Source organism: Rhizobium sp. TRM95796 (assembly GCF_025779995.1).
GTDB lineage: Bacteria > Pseudomonadota > Alphaproteobacteria > Rhizobiales > Rhizobiaceae > Rhizobium_E.
Genome location: NZ_JAOXHE010000006.1, coordinates 73,470 through 89,060, shown reverse-complemented (window position 1 = coordinate 89,060; position 15,591 = coordinate 73,470). Strand labels below are relative to the sequence as shown.

At 65.0% G+C, this 15,591-nt stretch carries 14 protein-coding genes; 6 read left to right on the top strand and 8 right to left on the bottom strand.

The genetic code is table 11. The features are described 5' to 3' along the window. Nucleotides 1–20 precede the first annotated feature (20 nt). The 4 genes from waaA (at nt 21) to OCK01_RS14510 (ending at nt 3,972) form a co-directional block, all read left to right on the top strand. Nucleotides 21–1,343, top strand: a complete 1,323-nt coding sequence (waaA, locus tag OCK01_RS14525; protein ID WP_263824551.1) for a lipid IV(A) 3-deoxy-D-manno-octulosonic acid transferase — start codon at nt 21–23, stop codon at nt 1,341–1,343. A 4-nt stretch (nt 1,344–1,347) separates the two neighbouring features. Beyond that, the gene (locus OCK01_RS14520; RefSeq protein ID WP_263824550.1) at nt 1,348–2,052 is read left to right on the top strand and encodes an HAD family hydrolase; all 705 of its coding nucleotides are present in this window, start codon (nt 1,348–1,350) and stop codon (nt 2,050–2,052) included. Between the two features lie 123 nt (nt 2,053–2,175). After that, nucleotides 2,176–3,222 carry a tetraacyldisaccharide 4'-kinase gene (gene lpxK / locus OCK01_RS14515; RefSeq protein WP_263824549.1) on the top strand — a complete coding sequence of 349 codons (1,047 nt, stop codon included), beginning with the start codon at nt 2,176–2,178 and terminating at the stop codon, nt 3,220–3,222. Nucleotides 3,223–3,408: 186 nt separating this feature from the next. Continuing rightward, nucleotides 3,409–3,972, top strand: coding sequence for a hypothetical protein (locus OCK01_RS14510; protein WP_263824548.1), 564 nt, complete (start codon nt 3,409–3,411; stop codon nt 3,970–3,972). A 36-nt stretch (nt 3,973–4,008) separates the two neighbouring features. Here OCK01_RS14510 and OCK01_RS14505 read toward each other — a convergent pair whose 3' ends face one another. The 3 genes from OCK01_RS14505 to OCK01_RS14495 form a co-directional block, all read right to left on the bottom strand. After that, a complete protein-coding gene (locus OCK01_RS14505) occupies nt 4,009–4,233 on the bottom strand; it encodes a DUF2093 domain-containing protein (RefSeq protein ID WP_182827380.1) in 225 nt (74 codons plus the stop codon). 66 nt (nt 4,234–4,299) lie between these two features. Continuing rightward, nucleotides 4,300–6,120, bottom strand: coding sequence for a DNA mismatch repair endonuclease MutL (gene mutL / locus OCK01_RS14500; RefSeq protein WP_263824547.1), 1,821 nt, complete (start codon nt 6,118–6,120; stop codon nt 4,300–4,302). 42 nt (nt 6,121–6,162) lie between these two features. Continuing rightward, nucleotides 6,163–9,672, bottom strand: a complete 3,510-nt coding sequence (locus OCK01_RS14495) for a PAS domain-containing hybrid sensor histidine kinase/response regulator (protein ID WP_263824546.1) — start codon at nt 9,670–9,672, stop codon at nt 6,163–6,165. Between the two features lie 167 nt (nt 9,673–9,839). Here OCK01_RS14495 and mscL point away from each other — a divergent pair, with 167 nt between their 5' ends. Next, complete coding sequence (gene mscL, locus OCK01_RS14490; RefSeq protein ID WP_182827379.1) at nt 9,840–10,250, top strand: large conductance mechanosensitive channel protein MscL; 411 nt, start codon at nt 9,840–9,842, stop codon at nt 10,248–10,250. A gap of 4 nt (nt 10,251–10,254) precedes the next feature. Here mscL and OCK01_RS14485 read toward each other — a convergent pair whose 3' ends face one another. From OCK01_RS14485 to OCK01_RS14475, 3 genes are read right to left on the bottom strand one after another with little or no spacing between them, the layout of a single operon-like run. Then, nucleotides 10,255–11,106 carry a patatin-like phospholipase family protein gene (locus OCK01_RS14485; RefSeq protein ID WP_263824545.1) on the bottom strand — a complete coding sequence of 284 codons (852 nt, stop codon included), beginning with the start codon at nt 11,104–11,106 and terminating at the stop codon, nt 10,255–10,257. Nucleotides 11,107–11,113: 7 nt separating this feature from the next. Continuing rightward, nucleotides 11,114–11,677, bottom strand: coding sequence for a 16S rRNA (guanine(966)-N(2))-methyltransferase RsmD (gene rsmD, locus OCK01_RS14480; protein ID WP_263824544.1), 564 nt, complete (start codon nt 11,675–11,677; stop codon nt 11,114–11,116). Beyond that, complete coding sequence (locus OCK01_RS14475) at nt 11,658–13,466, bottom strand: pseudouridine synthase (protein ID WP_263824543.1); 1,809 nt, start codon at nt 13,464–13,466, stop codon at nt 11,658–11,660. Before OCK01_RS14475 ends, rsmD begins: the two co-directional genes overlap by 20 nt. Before the next feature lie 88 nt (nt 13,467–13,554). Between OCK01_RS14475 and OCK01_RS14470 the strand changes: the two genes are divergently transcribed. Then, on the top strand, nt 13,555–13,986 hold the full coding sequence (locus OCK01_RS14470) for a nucleoside deaminase (protein WP_263824848.1): 432 nt from the start codon (nt 13,555–13,557) through the stop codon (nt 13,984–13,986). Here OCK01_RS14470 and OCK01_RS14465 read toward each other — a convergent pair whose 3' ends face one another. Together OCK01_RS14465 and OCK01_RS14460 are read right to left on the bottom strand one after the other, a co-directional pair. Next, nucleotides 13,987–14,778: a GGDEF domain-containing protein gene (locus tag OCK01_RS14465; protein ID WP_263824542.1), complete on the bottom strand. Its 792-nt coding sequence runs from the start codon at nt 14,776–14,778 to the stop codon at nt 13,987–13,989. A 159-nt stretch (nt 14,779–14,937) separates the two neighbouring features. Then, complete coding sequence (locus OCK01_RS14460; protein ID WP_182827375.1) at nt 14,938–15,546, bottom strand: hypothetical protein; 609 nt, start codon at nt 15,544–15,546, stop codon at nt 14,938–14,940. Nucleotides 15,547–15,591: the final 45 nt, after the last annotated feature.

The following is a 15,591-nucleotide window of genomic DNA, read 5'->3' as shown; positions in this document are numbered from 1 at the left end:
ATGATCAAGGGAACAGGCGAATGAGCAGCCTCCGCGCCCGGGCAGCCCTTTGGGCCTACCGCTGGGCGGGCGTGGCGGCCTATCCGGCGATCAACACGCTCGTGGCCATTCGTTCGGCGCGCGGCAAGGAAGAGCGGGCGCGCCGGTCCGAGCGCTACGGATATCCAAGCGCGGCCCGTCCGGAAGGGCCGGTGGTCTGGGTCCATGCCGCGAGCGTGGGCGAAACCAACGCCATGGTTCCGCTGATCAAGGAAATTTCCCGGCGCGGCATCACGGTGCTCCTGACCACGGGCACCGTCACCTCGGCCAGCGTGGCGAACGCCCGTCTCGGCGGATATGTCATCCACCAATATGTGCCGCTCGACCTCAAGACCGTGGTCGAGCGTTTTCTCGATTATTGGCAGCCGGATCTGGCGCTGTTCGCCGAATCCGAGATCTGGCCGAATACGATCATGGCGCTCGGCAAGCGTCATATCCCGCAGATCCTCGTCAATGCGCGCATGTCGGACCGATCCTTCCGGCGTTGGTCGTCTTTTCCGAACGTCGCTTCGGCGCTGTTCGAAAATCTCGCTCTGGTGATTGCCCAGTCCGAACTCGACGCCACGCGTTTTCAGGATCTCGGCGCCCTGCCTGTGCTGGTGTCCGGCAATCTCAAGGCGGACAGCGACATGCCCGAGGCGGACGCCTCGGCGCTGATGCGTCTGCGCCAGCAGATCGGCGCGCGCCCGACCTGGGCGGCCATCTCCACCTTCGACGGCGAAGAGAAGGCGGCGGGTCACGTGCACAAGGTGCTGAAGCCGCGGCTGGATCTCCTCAGCATCGTCGTCCCGCGCCATCCGGAACGCGGCGACGACATCGAAGCGCTGTTCAAGGAACAGGGCCTGACGGTTGCCCGACGAAGCCGCGGCGAACAGATCGGCGCGGACACGGATGTGTATCTCGGCGATACGATCGGCGAAATGAGCCTCTATCTGCAACTCACCGAAGTGGCGTTCGTGGGACGCTCGCTGACGGCGGAAGGCGGACAGAACCCTCTGGAGCCGGCGATGATGGGCTGTGCGGTGTTGTCGGGCGGCCATGTCGGCAATTTCCGGGAAAGCTACCAGATGCTGGCGCGCAACGGCTCGGCGCGCATGGTGCGCGACACGGAAATGCTGGCCAAGGGCGTCTATTATCTGATCACCAACGAACCGGCGCGGCACCAGATGATCGATGCCGGCCTGCAGACGGTGCACCAGATGCGCGGCGCGCTCTCGGCGACGTTGCGCGGGCTCGAGCCCTATATCAATCCTTTGACCATGAAGGCCCGGCTGATGCCGCGCGCCAGCGCCAATGGCGGGTGACACGATGACCAGATTTTCCGCGATCCTGTTCGACAAAGACGGCACGCTTCTCGACTTCGACAAGACCTGGGAGCCGATCAACCGGCGCGCCAGCCTGTTCGCCGCCGATGGCGACCCGGTGCTGGCGGATCGTTTGATGATCATCTGCGGCATGGACCCCAAGACCGGCAAGGTCTCGGCCGGCAGCCTGTTCGCCGCCGCCGCTCCGAGCGAAATCGCCGCCGCCATGGCGCAGGGCGGCTCTCCCTATGAGGCGGACGAACTCACCGGTCATCTCGATCGCTTCTTTCTCGACGGCGCCGCGAATTCCGTTCCGGTCACCGATCTTCCCGCGCTGTTTGCGCGACTGAAGGGCAGGGGGCTTAAGCTCGGCGTCGCCTCCTCCGACAATGAAGCCTCCATTCGCCTGATGGCGGAACGGTTGGGCGTCATCGATCTGCTCGACTATATCGCCGGCTATGACAGCGGCCACGGCGTCAAGCCCGGCCCCGGCATGATCGAGGGTTTCGCGCGACACGCGGGTGTTCCCGCCTCCGAGATCGTCATGGTCGGCGACAACACCCATGACCTGCATATGGCGCAGAACGCCAAGGCCGGTCTCGCCGTGGGCGTGTTGACCGGCACCAGCGGTCGCGACGCGCTCGCGCCCGATGCGGACCATGTCCTGGCGAGCATCGACGAACTGGAAGCGCTGCTCGATCGCATCTGATGCCGGAGATCGTCTCGACCGCGCCGCTTATCCTTGCTTTTCCTGAATTTTTCGCGTTCTCTGATGTCGCTTATCACCTTCAACGCGAAAGACAGGGTCTCGCGACGACGCGGGACGGAAGCGATGGTATCGGATTCACCGCCCTTCTGGTGGCGGAAGACCGGATGGGAGGCCTTGGCGCTTGCGCCGATCTCCTGGATCTATGGGGCCGTTGCGGCGCGAAACCTGCGTCGCGGCGCGCGCGCGCCTCTTCCTGTTCCCGTTGTCTGCGTGGGCAATTTTACCGTCGGCGGGGCCGGCAAGACGCCGACGGTGATCGCGCTCGCGAAAGCCGCGACGTCGCTGGGGCTGAAGCCCGGCGTGCTGAGCCGAGGCTATGGCGGCAGTATCGACAGGACAACCGTCGTCGACCCGCTCCACCATCGCGCCCGCGATGTCGGCGACGAACCGCTGCTGATTGCGCGTGAAGCCCTGACGGTGATCGCCCGCAAGCGCCTCGACGGCGCGAACCGTCTGATCGCCGAAGGCGCCGACCTCATCATCATGGACGACGGCTTCCAGAGCGCGCGCCTCAATTTCGACTATGCGCTGATGGTGATCGACGCCCGTCGCGGCATCGGCAACGGCCGGATCGTCCCATCCGGCCCGGTGCGCGCGCCCACGTCGCTGCAACTCAAATATGCGACCGCGCTTCTGAAAGTCGGCGACGGCGCCGCCGCCGATCCCTTTATCCGGCTCGCAGCCCGGATCGGCAAACCGGTGATGGAGGCGAAGATCGCGCCGCGCCAGGCGGACGACCTCGCCGGCAAGCGCGTGCTGGCTTTCGCCGGCATCGCCGATCCCGAGAAATTCTTCCGCACCGTCCGTGAGATCGGCGCCGATCCCGTCGCCACCCGCTCCTTCGGCGACCACCAGCATCTCACGGACGACGAGATCGACGACATCCTGTCGACGGCGGAGGCGGAGCAATTGCAGATCGTCACGACCGCCAAGGACGCCGTCCGCCTGATCGGTCATCACGGCCGCGCGGAGCATCTGGCGCAGCGCCTGCGCGTGATAGATGTCGTTATGGCCTTCGACAATCCCCAGGCGCCGGCGCTGATCATTCGCGAAACGGTTGAGGCTGCGCGACGAAGGCGGTCGGCCGCCAGGACAAGACCGGTCGTGTAGATTTGCGCCGCGGCGCTTTTTGGACGACCGGAAAATCTCCTGTTGCAGCCAGAGCCGTTTACGGCAAGCAAGGATTGGATTTAATCGAGCGCGCTATAATGACATTCAATTCGATTTTCTGCCGTCTCCGCGGATCTTTTTCGAGCATGGCGCGCCCGGCGCGCCGGGCCGTTCGAGGATCCGGCGATGAGTGACGCCTTCGCATTCATGTTCGCCTTTTACGGGCTCCTGCTCGGCCTGGCCGTTGCCGAAATCGCCTCCGGCTTCTCACGCGCCTACGCCAACAGGCGCATCAGGCGGCTCGGGGTCGTCGCCCCGATGTTCGGCGCGCTGCTTCTCGTCGATCTCATCACGTTCTGGATGAATGCCTGGGCGTATCGCGACTTGGAAAAGATCAACTACGCCGTCGCTTTCGCCGTGGCGATCGTCGCCCTGCTCTACTATTTCGCTGCGACACAGGTGTTTCCGAGCGCGGGCGAGACGGATACGCTCGACGATCACATCATGATCCATCGGCGCGAGGTAGGCTTCTGCGTGCTCGCCAGCAATCTGATGACCCAGATACCGCCGGCGATATCGATGGTGACGGAGGGCTGGCCGCTGTCGAATATCGTGATCTGGTCAGGTCTCAACCTGTCCTACTACGCGCTTCTGGCGACCGCCGCCCTGGCGAAGAGCAAGAAGGTCGTCATCGCGGCTTTGGGGGTCGCCATACTGCTGGTGACCGGAGCGACGGCGATCCTGGCCTGAACGTCCGGGGCTTCCGGATGCGATGAGGGGTTGGCCTCAGTTTTGCGCGATGTGTCCCGCGCGCTTTTCCGCGTCCAGGGACGCGGCGGCGTCCGCATAGGCCTCCTGGCGGTCGACGCTCCAGTATTTCAGTTCGTCGAGAGGAATCTGCCGGCCGGTCACCGCGCAGACCACATAGCCGCCCGGCAGCAGGATCTGGAAATCGCCGTCGAGATAGCGAATTTTGGCTTCGCGGCTTCCGCTGCCTTCAAACCGGTTCATATGCAACCCTGCTGATTATCCGTGTCGCGCCGATATACAGAGGCGCGCCGCTTTTCGCCACAAAAATCAGCTTCGGCCGAACAGCCGTTCGATGTCGGCGAGCTTCAGTTCGATATAGGTCGGGCGGCCGTGATTGCATTGGCCGGAACCCGGCGTCGCCTCCATTTGCCGCAGCAGCGCGTTCATTTCCTCCACCCTGAGGCGGCGCCCCGAACGCACCGAGCCGTGGCAGGCCATCGTCGCCGCCACATGTTCGAGCCGCGCATGCAGGCCGCGCGACGTGTCCCATTCGCCGATCTCGTCGACGAGATCCTTCACCAAGCCCTGAATGTCGGTTTCGCCGAGCATGGCCGGCGTCTCGCGGATCAGGATCGCGCCGGGCCCGAACCGTTCATAAACGAGGCCGAGCCTTCTCAGATCCTCCGCATGCTCCATCAGCCGGTCGCAATCCTCTTCGGGCAGATCGACGATCTCGGGGATCAGCAGCGCCTGGGTCGGCAGGTCGCGATCGCGCAACGCCTTTCGCATGTCTTCGAACACCAGCCGCTCATGGGCGGCGTGCTGGTCGACGATGACGACGCCGTTTTCCGTCTGCGCCACGATATAATTTTCATGCAATTGCGCCCGCGCCGCGCCGAGCGGATGCCGCGTCAGGTCCGGCTGGCCTGTCTCGGCCGCAGCCATAACAGGGGCGTCAGTGCGGGCGGACGGCGCGGCGAAATCGGCAAACCCCTGTTGGCGAAGCGGGGAGGCAGTTGGTTGCTCCGCAAAGCCCATGGGCTCGAAGGGCCGCGATGGTGATTGCTGGGCCGTCCAGTTCTGCGCGGGCGGCGCGCGATAGCCTGAAAAGCCGGGACGAAAGGCGTCCATCATCGATCGCGTCGCGGTCGTCGAGGAGCGGTCTCCCTCCCGCAGCAGCGCCTGCCGGATCGCCCCGACGATCAGCCCGCGCACCAGGCCCGGATCGCGGAAGCGGACGTCGGATTTCGCCGGATGCACATTGACGTCGACCAGGGCCGGATCGAGTTCGATGTCGAGGACCGCCGCCGGGTAGCGGCCCGAGGGCACGGTTTCGGCATAGGCGCCGCGCAGCGCCGAGATGATCAGCTTGTCATTGACCGGACGGCCATTGACGAAGGCGAATTGATGGGCGCTGTTGCCGCGATGGAAGGTCGGCACGCCGGCGTAACCCGACAGGCGAACGCCTTCGCGTTCGGCGTCGATCTCGATGGAATTGTCCTCGAAATCCTTGCCGATCACCTGGGCGATGCGCGCCAGTTTGTCGCCGGGCGTCGCGGAAAACTCGAGGAGAGACCTGTCCGTGCCCGACAGGGTGAAGCGGATATGCGGGAAGGCGATGGCCATCCGCCTGACCACTTCGGTGATCGCGCCGGCCTCGGCTTTCTCGCTCTTCAGGAACTTCAGACGCGCCGGCGTGGCGAAGAACAGGTCGCGCACCTCCACCACCGTGCCGGCATTGGCGGCCTTGGGGCGGATGTCCGACATCCTGCCGCCATGAACCGCGACTTCGAACGCGTCGCTCGCATCCTTGAGCCGCGAGACGATCGACAGCTTGGCGACCGAACCGATCGACGGCAAAGCTTCGCCGCGAAAGCCGAGCGTGCGGATATCCTCAAGCCCCCGCTCGAGCTTGGAGGTGCAATGCCGCCTGACGGCCAGCGCCAGATCCTCCGGCCCCATGCCCGAGCCGTTGTCGACGATCCTGAGCAGCGACTTGCCGCCGCCGCTGGTGGCGATCTCGATCCGGGTCGCGCCGGCGTCGATGGCGTTTTCGATCAATTCCTTGGCGGCGCTGGCGGGGCGTTCGATCACCTCGCCGGCGGCGATCTGGTTGATCAGCGTTTCTGGCAGGAGCTTGATGGTCATTGCCCCTTTTCCCGGATTCGCGGCTCCCGCGAAAGCAAAATCCTACTCGGCCGCGTCTTTTTGCCGGATGGGGATGCGCATCAGATTGGCGCGCAGGGCTGCCGGCTTCACCGGCTTGTTGAGCAGGACCGCGCCCAGCCGGTCGGCCGCGGCCCGCACCTCGGCCGTCCGGTCGGCGGTCACCAGGATGGCGGGCAGATCCGGCAACCGAGCCCGCACCGCCTCGATGGCTTCGATGCCGGTGGAGTCGTCGAGATGATAATCGGCGATGACCAGATCAACGCCGGCGCCGGGCCGCGCGAGAAGCTCTTCCGCCTCGGTCCGGCCCGAGGCCTTGGCCACGCGCGCGCCCCAGCCCTCCAGAAGCAGCCCCATGCCGTCGAGGATGGCCGGCTCGTTGTCGATGCAGAGAATGGCGAGATGGTCGAGCCGCGCCAGACCCGGCTTCGGGCCGTCGCCGGCGTCCGTCCTTTTCGCGTCGGGAAGCTGCTCGCTCAGCGGCAGCCGCACCCGGAACACGGTTCCCTTGCCGGGCGTGGACTGGAGTTCGACCGGATGGTTGAGCACGCGACCGATGCGATCGACGATCGACAGGCCCAAACCCAGCCCGGACGCCGTCCGGGCGCCTTCGTCGAGCCGGGCGAATTCCTTGAACACGGTGCGGAATTTGGATTTGGGAATGCCGATCCCGGTGTCATGCACCTCGATCCACACTTCCTGACCACGCTTGCGCGCGCCCACCAGAACGCGACCGGTCACCGTGTACTTGATGGCGTTGGAGACGAGGTTCTGCACAAGCCGGCGCAGCAGCATGCCATCGGACGTCACCTTCAGCGAGGTCGGCAGGAAGGTGAGTTTCAGCCCGCGCGCCTGGGCCAGCGGCTGATAATCCGTTTCGATGCGCTTCAGGAAAGGCGCGAGCGGCAGCGCGGTCATGCGCGGCTTCATCGCGCCGGTGTCAAGCCGGGAAATGTCGAGCACCGCGCCCAAAATGGATTCCACCGATTCCAGCGCGGAATCGATGTTGAGCACGAGGTCGCTGTTGGGCGAATGGCCGAGCCGCTCCACCAGCGTCGAGGAATAGAGGCGCGCGGCGTTCAAGGGCTGCAGGATGTCGTGGCCCGCGGCGGCGAAGAAACGGGTCTTGCCGAGATTGGCCTCTTCGGCGGCGGCGCGGGCTTCGGCGAGCTGCTGGTTGACCGTGGTCAATTCCTGTGTGCGGGCGCCCACCCGCGCCTCCAGCGTCTCGTTGGCGACTTCGAGTTCGCGCGCCGCCTTCACTTGCGCCGTGATGTCGGTGACGGTGGTGACGATGCCGCGATCCGGCATGGCGTTGGAGCGCAGCTCGACGATGCGCGCGCCCTGATCGAGATGCAGCACGAAGCTCGTCTCGGGCGTCAGGATCGTCTCCATCACGTCGACCTCGCTGCCTATGGCGATATCGCCGCGCTCGGCGAGTTGTGCGACGATGGCCGAGAGCGGAAAGCCCACCTGGCCCACGCTTTCGGGCAGATCGAGCAGCGCCCGGAATCGCCGGTTCCAGATCGACAGACGGTTTTCGCCGTCGAACACCGCCACACCCTGGTCCATCTGCGCGAGCGCGGTCTGCAGCACGCCCTGATTATACTCGATGGCCTCCGAGGCCTGGTCGAGCAGAAGCGCGGTGTCGTCGGGCTGGGCGTCGTGGCGGCGCATGGTCAGCGTCATCACCAGCCGCGCCGAGGACGAGCCGATCGCCGAGCCCAGCAATTGTTCGGAAAAGTTCAGGAGATCGGCGTCCGCCACCTGGCGCGGATCGAGCGGTTTGCCGCGCCGGGCCTCGAAATTGGCGAAGGAGCGCTGCATCCGCTCCTCGCCGAGATAGCGGCCGATGACGGTCTTCAGATCGCCGACCGTCAGCCCCGTGCGCCAACTGCGCATCAACAGGCGTGGATTCTCAGATTGTGGAATATAAACCGCCGCCTGTTGTCGCTCGATCAGCTTGGCGTTGCGGCTCAAGGAGCCGATCACGAAACAGGCGGTGTTGACGATCAGGCTGAGCAGCACCGAATTGATGAAGGGATCGCTGCCATGTCCTGAAAAGAATTTCGACGAGGGCAGGATCGCGTCGAGAATGAGCCCGGCGTCGGGCGAGGTGTCGGTGCCGCCGAGCGACGGGATGAACAAGAGCCAGGTCCAGACCATGAAGCCCGAAGTGATGCCGGCGATGGCGCCGCGCGCATTGGCGCGCCGCCAGAACAGCCCGCCCAGCATCGCCGGCGCCATCTGCCCGATCGCGGCGAAAGCGATGAGGCCGATCGAGGCGAGGTCGTTGGAGGCGCCCGCCGCCCGGTAATAGAGATAACCGAGCAGCATGACCCCAAAGATCGATCCGCGCCGAACCATCAGCACCAGCCGGCCGAGATCCTCCGTCGTGTCGCTCCGCGCGCCGACGAGGTTGCGCCGGAGAAGGACCGGCAGCACGATATCGTTGGAGATCATGATCGCCAGCGCCACCGAGGCGACGATCACCATGGCGGTCGCCGCCGAGAAGCCGCCGATGAACGCGATCAGCGTGATCGTCTTCAGCCCGGATTGCAGCGGCACCGTCAGCACATAGAGATCGGCGTCTCCCGCGCCGTTGAACAGGATGACGCCGCCGAGCGCGATCGGCAGCACGAAGAGATTGATGGCGATCAGGTAGAGCGGGAAGAAGATTGCCGCGAGCTTCAGTTCGCCATGGCTGCGGTTTTCCACCACCGTGACATGGAACTGCCTGGGTAGCATCACGATGGCGAAGGCCGACAGCGCGGTCAGCGTGATCCAGCGGCCGGGCGGCGTCTGATAGGCCAATGCCGCCGCGGCTTCGGCATGGCGTCCCGCCGCGGCGAACAGATCGGCCGGACCGTCGAACAGGAAGAAGGCGACGGTGACGCCGACCGTGCCGATGGCGATCAGTTTGACGACGGATTCCGTGGCGATCGCCACCATCAACCCGTTCTGGTGCTCGGTGGCGTCGGCGTGGCGGGTGCCGAAGATCACGGCGAACAGCGCGAGCGACAGCGACACGATGAGCGGCAGGTCGATCAACTGGTGCGAGTCGAGCCCGATCGCATAGCCCGACGTATCGACGAGCGCGGCGACGGAGGCGGATACGGCCTTGAGCTGGAGCGCGATATAGGGCACGGCGCCGGCCAGCGCCACAAGCGCCACGATCATGGCGACCACCGGGTTCTTGCCGTAGCGGGCGGCGATGAAATCGGCGATGGAGGTCAGGCGTTCGCGCTTGGCGATCACGATGATCCGTCTGATCAAGGGCAGACCCAGGGTGAACATCAGCATCGGGCCGATATAGATGCCGAGGAATTCCCAGCCGCGCTCGGCGGCCAGGCCGACGCCGCCGAAATAGGTCCAGGATGTGCAGTAGATGGCGAGGCTGAGCGCATAGACCAGTGGACGGCTGCGCTCGATCGCCTCCGGCGCCCGCGCCTTGCGGTCGCCGAACCAGGCCACCGCGAACAGCAGCCCCAGATAGCCGATCGTCGAGCCGAAAAGCACCCAGCCTGGAAGCATGCCCTCTCCTTGATGCGCCTCCCGCGCCTTGAGGAGCATAGGCCTAAGCCGGGTCGTGGAAAAGTCATTCCTTCGGCTAGGATGTTCCGCAATGGAGCGTCGGCTGTCTTGCGGTTAACCGATTATTAGCGTTTACTTTATTCGGGTGGACAAGCAAGGAGAGGCCCATGTTGAACGAATTCAAGACCTTCATCGCGCGCGGCAACGTGCTCGATCTCGCCGTCGGCGTGATCATCGGCGCGTCCTTCGGCGCCATCGTCAAGTCGCTCGTCGAAGATCTGATCATGCCCGTCGTCGGCGCCATCATCGGCAATGTCGACTTTTCGAACTATTTCATTCCGCTCTCGAGCACCGTGACGGCAACTTCTTTGGCCGCGGCGCGAGAACAAGGGGCGGTATTCGCCTATGGCAACTTCATCACCATCCTGATCAACTTCCTGATCGTCGCCTGGATCATCTTCCTGCTCATCAAGGTCGTCAATCGCGCCATGCCGAAGAAGGAAGAGCCGAAGCCCGCCGGGCCGCCCGAGGATGTCGTGCTGCTGACCGAAATTCGCGATCTCCTGAAGGCGAAGTAAGCGCTCAGGCGCGGAAGGCGATCGCGGCGTCCAGCGAACGCTTGAGTTCGTCCTTGATGTCGGCCGACATGGCGAGAATGTCGGCCGCTTTCATGAAATCGAGCACGGCGATCTTGCCGACATTGGGCCGCAGGAGAATGTCCGGTTTACGGATCTTGAGCTTGGCGGCGATGATCGACTGCATCATCAACTGGCTCGCGCCGAACACGCTTTCGATGCGGCGGGGAATCTGCTGGTCCTCGCCGACGGGCGCGCCGACCACATCGACGCCGATGACGATGTCGGCGTCGTCGAACAGATAGTCGAACGGCACGGGATTGTAGATGCCGCCATCGATCATCACCCGTCCATCCAGCATGACCGGCATGAACACGGCGGGAATGGCCGCCGAGGCGGCGAGCGCTGGAAAAAGCGCCCCTTGCTCGATCAGCACTTCGCGTTCGCCGTAATAGTCGGTGGCGATGACGCCGAGCGGAATGGCGAGCCCGGAAAAATCCTCCGGCAGGGACTCCGGCAGGAAGGCCTTCAGAATACGTTCGAGATTATATTGGCCGACGCGAAAGCCGCCGCCGGAGACGAACTGCTGCAGCGTCGTCGGCCTCAGCGACCAGATACGGTTCATCACCGCGCGCGGGTCGCCGACCGTCTTCAGCGTGAAGTCGCGGATCTCGGCGCCGGATAGCCCAGCCGCCATGCCGGCGCCCATGATCGCGCCGATGGAAGAGCCCGTGATCCGCACCGGGCGTATGCCGAGTTCGTCGAGCGCTTCTATGACATGGATATGCGCAAGTCCCCGCGCGCCGCCGCCGCCGAAGGCGATCGCCACTCTCGGCGCAGAGTTGCCCTGCGTAATCATCTCGTCCTCACCGGTCGGGAGAGTAGCGGTAGAAATGCATGCGCGTGTCGCCGAATTCCCGTATCTCCAGGAACGCGAACGGCTCGGGAGCCACGGGATCGACCGTGGATCGTTCTTCGAGGATTGCGAGCGCGCCGGGCTTCAGCCAGCCGCCGGCGGCCGCCGAGCCCATCGCTTTTTCGCCCAGACCCTTCTCATAAGGCGGATCGGCGAAAAGGAAGTCGAACGGGTCGATCGTGCCGCTCGAGCCGAGATCGGTCGCGTCGCGCCGGAGAATGCGCGTGCGGCCCTGCAGCCCCAGCGCCTCGATATTGCTGCGGATGAGACCGCGGCCCTCGACCGACATTTCCACGAACATCGCCTGCGAACAGCCGCGCGACAAGGCTTCCAGCCCCACCGCGCCGGTGCCGGCGAACACGTCCATGACGCGGCCGCCGTCGAGCGCCTCGGGATATTTGTGGTTCAGGATGTTGAACAGGCTCTCGCGCGTCCGGTCGGTGGTCGGCCGGATGTCCTGGCTTTTCGGGGTCGCGAGCGGCCGCCCTCGAAATTCACCGCCGACGATCCGCACCGCCGCCCCTTACGCCTTTTCCGCCCGGTCCGCCCTTGCGGGGGCCGCCTCTGTCATCGCTGCGGCCTTCGCCCGAGCGCGCGTCAGGGCGACGTCCGCCCGGCTTGCGCGTGTCGTCGCGACGGCTGTCGTCCCGGGGACGATCCTGTCTCGGCCTATCGTCCCTGGGCTTGTCGGAGCGCGGCCGGTCGTCCCGGCGCTTGTCGCCATCGCGGGCGAAATCCGGCTTGTTCTTCGCGAAGGAGCGCTTGGGCGCATCCCCACGCTCCTGGAAGTCCGGCTTCCCGCCCGGTCTTGCGGAGCGGGCGCGGGGGCGCTCGCCCGTTGCGCCGTCTTCGCGTGGACGGCGCGACGGCCGGGCGTCGCGCTCGTCCCGGCCGGCGTCGCCGCGTTCGTCGCGTCGCGCTTTCGCAGCTGCCGGGCGCTTGGGCTTGGACGGCTTCTTGTCCGTTTCCTGCTTGGGCTTGCGCACGCGCAGGATCTGACGTCCAGCCCGATCGGTAATCGTGTCGCTGGCGGTTTCGGTCTCCGCCGGGCGGCCGCCCGGAGCGATCCAGACATTGGCCGTGCGGATCGTGCCCAGCGGCGGACGCTTGGGCTTTTCGCTGCGACGGTCGTCATCGCGTCCCCGGCGTTCCCGATCGCCGCCGCGATCCCGATCGCCGCCGCGATCACGATCGCCTCGGGGGCGATCGCTCTTGTCGCGGTCGCCCTTGGCCCAGTCGCCTTTGCCGCGCGCCTCGCCCCTCGGCGGACGCTTGGTGTCGATGCTGGCGAGGTCGCGGTCCCGGCGTTCCTCGCGGCTTTCGCGGCGCGGTCGTTCCGAGGCTTCCGGTTTGTCCGCCTTCGGCTCTTCGGCGGCGTCCTTCGGCAGATTGTTGATCGGCGCTTCGAAATTGGCGTTGGCTTCGGCAATCAGGCGCGGCCCGAGCTGTTCGCGCAGCGTGCGGCTGCGCACTTCCACCACGTCGCCTTCTTCGAGTTCGCCGAGCTGGAACGGGCCGTAGGAGATGCGGATCAGGCGGTTGACGTCGAGACCGAGCGCGCCGAGAACATTCTTGATCTCCCGGTTCTTGCCTTCGCGCAGACCCATGGTGATCCAGACATTGTGGCCCTGCTGGCGGTCGAGGGTGGCTTCGATCGCGCCGTAGAACACGCCGTCGACGGCGATGCCCTCTTTCAGGCTGTCGAGCTTTTCCTGGTCGATCGCGCCATAGGCGCGCACGCGGTAGCGGCGCAGCCAGCCGGTGGTCGGCAGTTCCAGCATGCGCGCCAGACCGCCGTCATTGGTCAGCAGCAGCAGGCCTTCGGTGTTGATGTCGAGGCGGCCGACGGAGATCACCCGCGGAAGGTCTTCCGGCAGATTGTCGAAGACGGTCGGACGGCCTTCGGGATCGTAATTGGTGGTCACCAATCCGGCGGGCTTGTAGTAGATCCACAGCCGAGTCCGCTCGATGGCGCCGATCGGCTGGCCGTCGACCTCGATCTTGTCGTCGGGCGTACAGTTGACGGCGGGCGTGGTCAGCACCTTGCCGTTCAGCGACACCCGGCCTTCGAGGATCATGCGCTCGCAATCGCGGCGCGATGCGACGCCGGCGCGCGCCATGATCTTGGAGATGCGTTCGCCTTCGCCCGTGACTTCGAGATGGGCGGGGTTCTTGTCCTTGCCGCCCGGGGCCTTCGCCGACCGGGCGCCTGCGCCCTTGCCGGAGCCGAATTTTCCGCCCTTGTCTCCGCCCGTTTTGGCCCGCATCGGTTTCCGGCCAGCCGGTTTCTTGGTGTCTTTCATCTGTCCTTGCCTTTGTTCTTACGCTCTCCTATCAGGACATCATGCCCGGGTTAAGAGGAAATACCGTGTGAAGCCGGCAAATCCCTTCATGGAGATCGCATTCGAGGAGGCGCGCGCCGCCGCAAGCCGCGGGGAGGTGCCGGTCGGCGCGGTGATTGTCAAGTCGGGGCGGCTTCTGGCCCGCGCCGGAAACCGCACGCGCGAGAAGAACGACCCTACCGCGCATGCCGAAGTCGAGGCGATCCGCATGGCTTGCGCCGAGGTCGGCGACGAGCGTCTGATCGACGCCGATCTCTATGTGACATTGGAGCCCTGCACGCTTTGCGCCGCCGCCATTTCTTTCGCGCGCATCCGTCGGCTCTATTACGGCGCCGCCGATCCCAAGGGAGGAGCCGTCGACAGCGGCGTGCGCTTCTTCAACCAGCCCACATGTCATCATGCGCCCGATGTCTATTCCGGATTTTCCGAGACCGAGGCGGCGCGAATGCTCAAAGACTTCTTTCGGGGCAGGCGCGGCTGATCAGGCCGCCTCCGCCTCGTCGGCGTCCTGCAGGACGATGCGATTGCGGCCGCTCGTCTTGGCGCGATAGAGCCGCCGATCGGCGATGCGGTACTGTTCGAGCGCCTCTCCCGGACCCTCGAACATGGCCGCGCCGATGCTGAGCGTCGTCTTCACCGCGCGCCCCTCATACGCCAGGCCCATGTCTTGCACCGCGGAGCGGATCTGATCGGCGATGTAGAACGCTTCCTCGTCGTCGGCTCCATCGAGGAAGATCGCGAATTCCTCGCCGCCGACCCGGCCCCAGAAATCGAAGGGTCGGAGCGAACGCGCAATCGCCCGGGCGATGCCTCGCAAGGCTTCGTCCCCGGCGAGATGGCCATGCGCATCGTTGATCTTCTTGAAATGATCGGCGTCGCAGAGCAGCAGCGCGGCGCAACCGTCCTTTCCGCAGGCGGTTTCGAACATGGCGAGGAAGGTGTCGCGGTTCAGCCCGCCCGTCAGGCCGTCGATCCGCGCCTTGTGCGCCAGAAGATCATGAGCGCGGGTGAGTTCGCCATGCAGTCGGTCCAGGTCGGCATGCGCCCTTGCGAGTTCATCGCGCGCCTGTCGGATTTTTTCCGTCTGGGAAAACTGATAGGCGCTGGCCGGCCAGGCGATGACCAGCGGGCAGACGATGCTCATGACGAAGCCGGGCCCATCCGGCGCGCCGCCGAGAAAGGGCACCACGAACAGACAGATGGATACGGAGATGATCGCGGATATCACCGCCACCGCGCTCGACTTGACGAGTATCTTGTTGCTGACCTTCATGCCCCAGCGATAGGCGCTGAAAGTTAACAGGATTTTTAACCGCTAAAATTCGCGAGAATAGTTTACGTCTTCGTAAACATTGAATGAACGGTCTCGGGAAATTTACGAGCGGCTGCATAGGTTTCGACGCAAAAAAAACGGCCCGAAGGCCGCTTTCCGTCAGTCGAACACCTGCCACCATTTCTTGCCGCTGCCGGCAATCTCGGCCTCCTTCTTGCGTTCCTTTTCCTTCTTGGCTTCCGGCGTGCCGAGATCCGTCAGCTTGGAGGGATCGTCGACGCGGCGATAGTCGAGCGGCGGATCGCTCATGAAGCGGCGCTGGTCGGAATAGCGGCCATCCTGGATCTTGCGGGCTTCGCGGAACGCCTGTCGCTGCTGCTCGGGAGACAAGCCCTGGCCATTGGCGGTCGATACGGCGATCGGCGAGCGGTAGCTCGAATTGTCGGCATTGGCGTCGGCCTCGGCGCGCAGGCGCTTGCGCAGCTCCTCGGGGCTTTCCACCCATTGCGGATTGTCCTTGGTGGCGATGTTCTTTTCCGGCTCCACCAGCGCATTGACGTTGCTGGGCTTCACCAGCTGGCCGCGCGGCTGGTAGGCGAGATCGGGCTGTTTCTGCGGCCTGAGCGAAATCGCGTCGCCGAGGTCGTCGAACAGCTGTTCATTGGACGACTTTCCCGTGCCGTAGGTCGGCCCCATGCAGCCGGACGCCGCCAGCCCGATAAGGGAAAGCGCCGCAAATGCGCCAGCCACGCGATACAACTTTGTCATGCCGTCCAAGCCTTTCCGGCGAAAGATGCTCATTGGAAGTGGTGT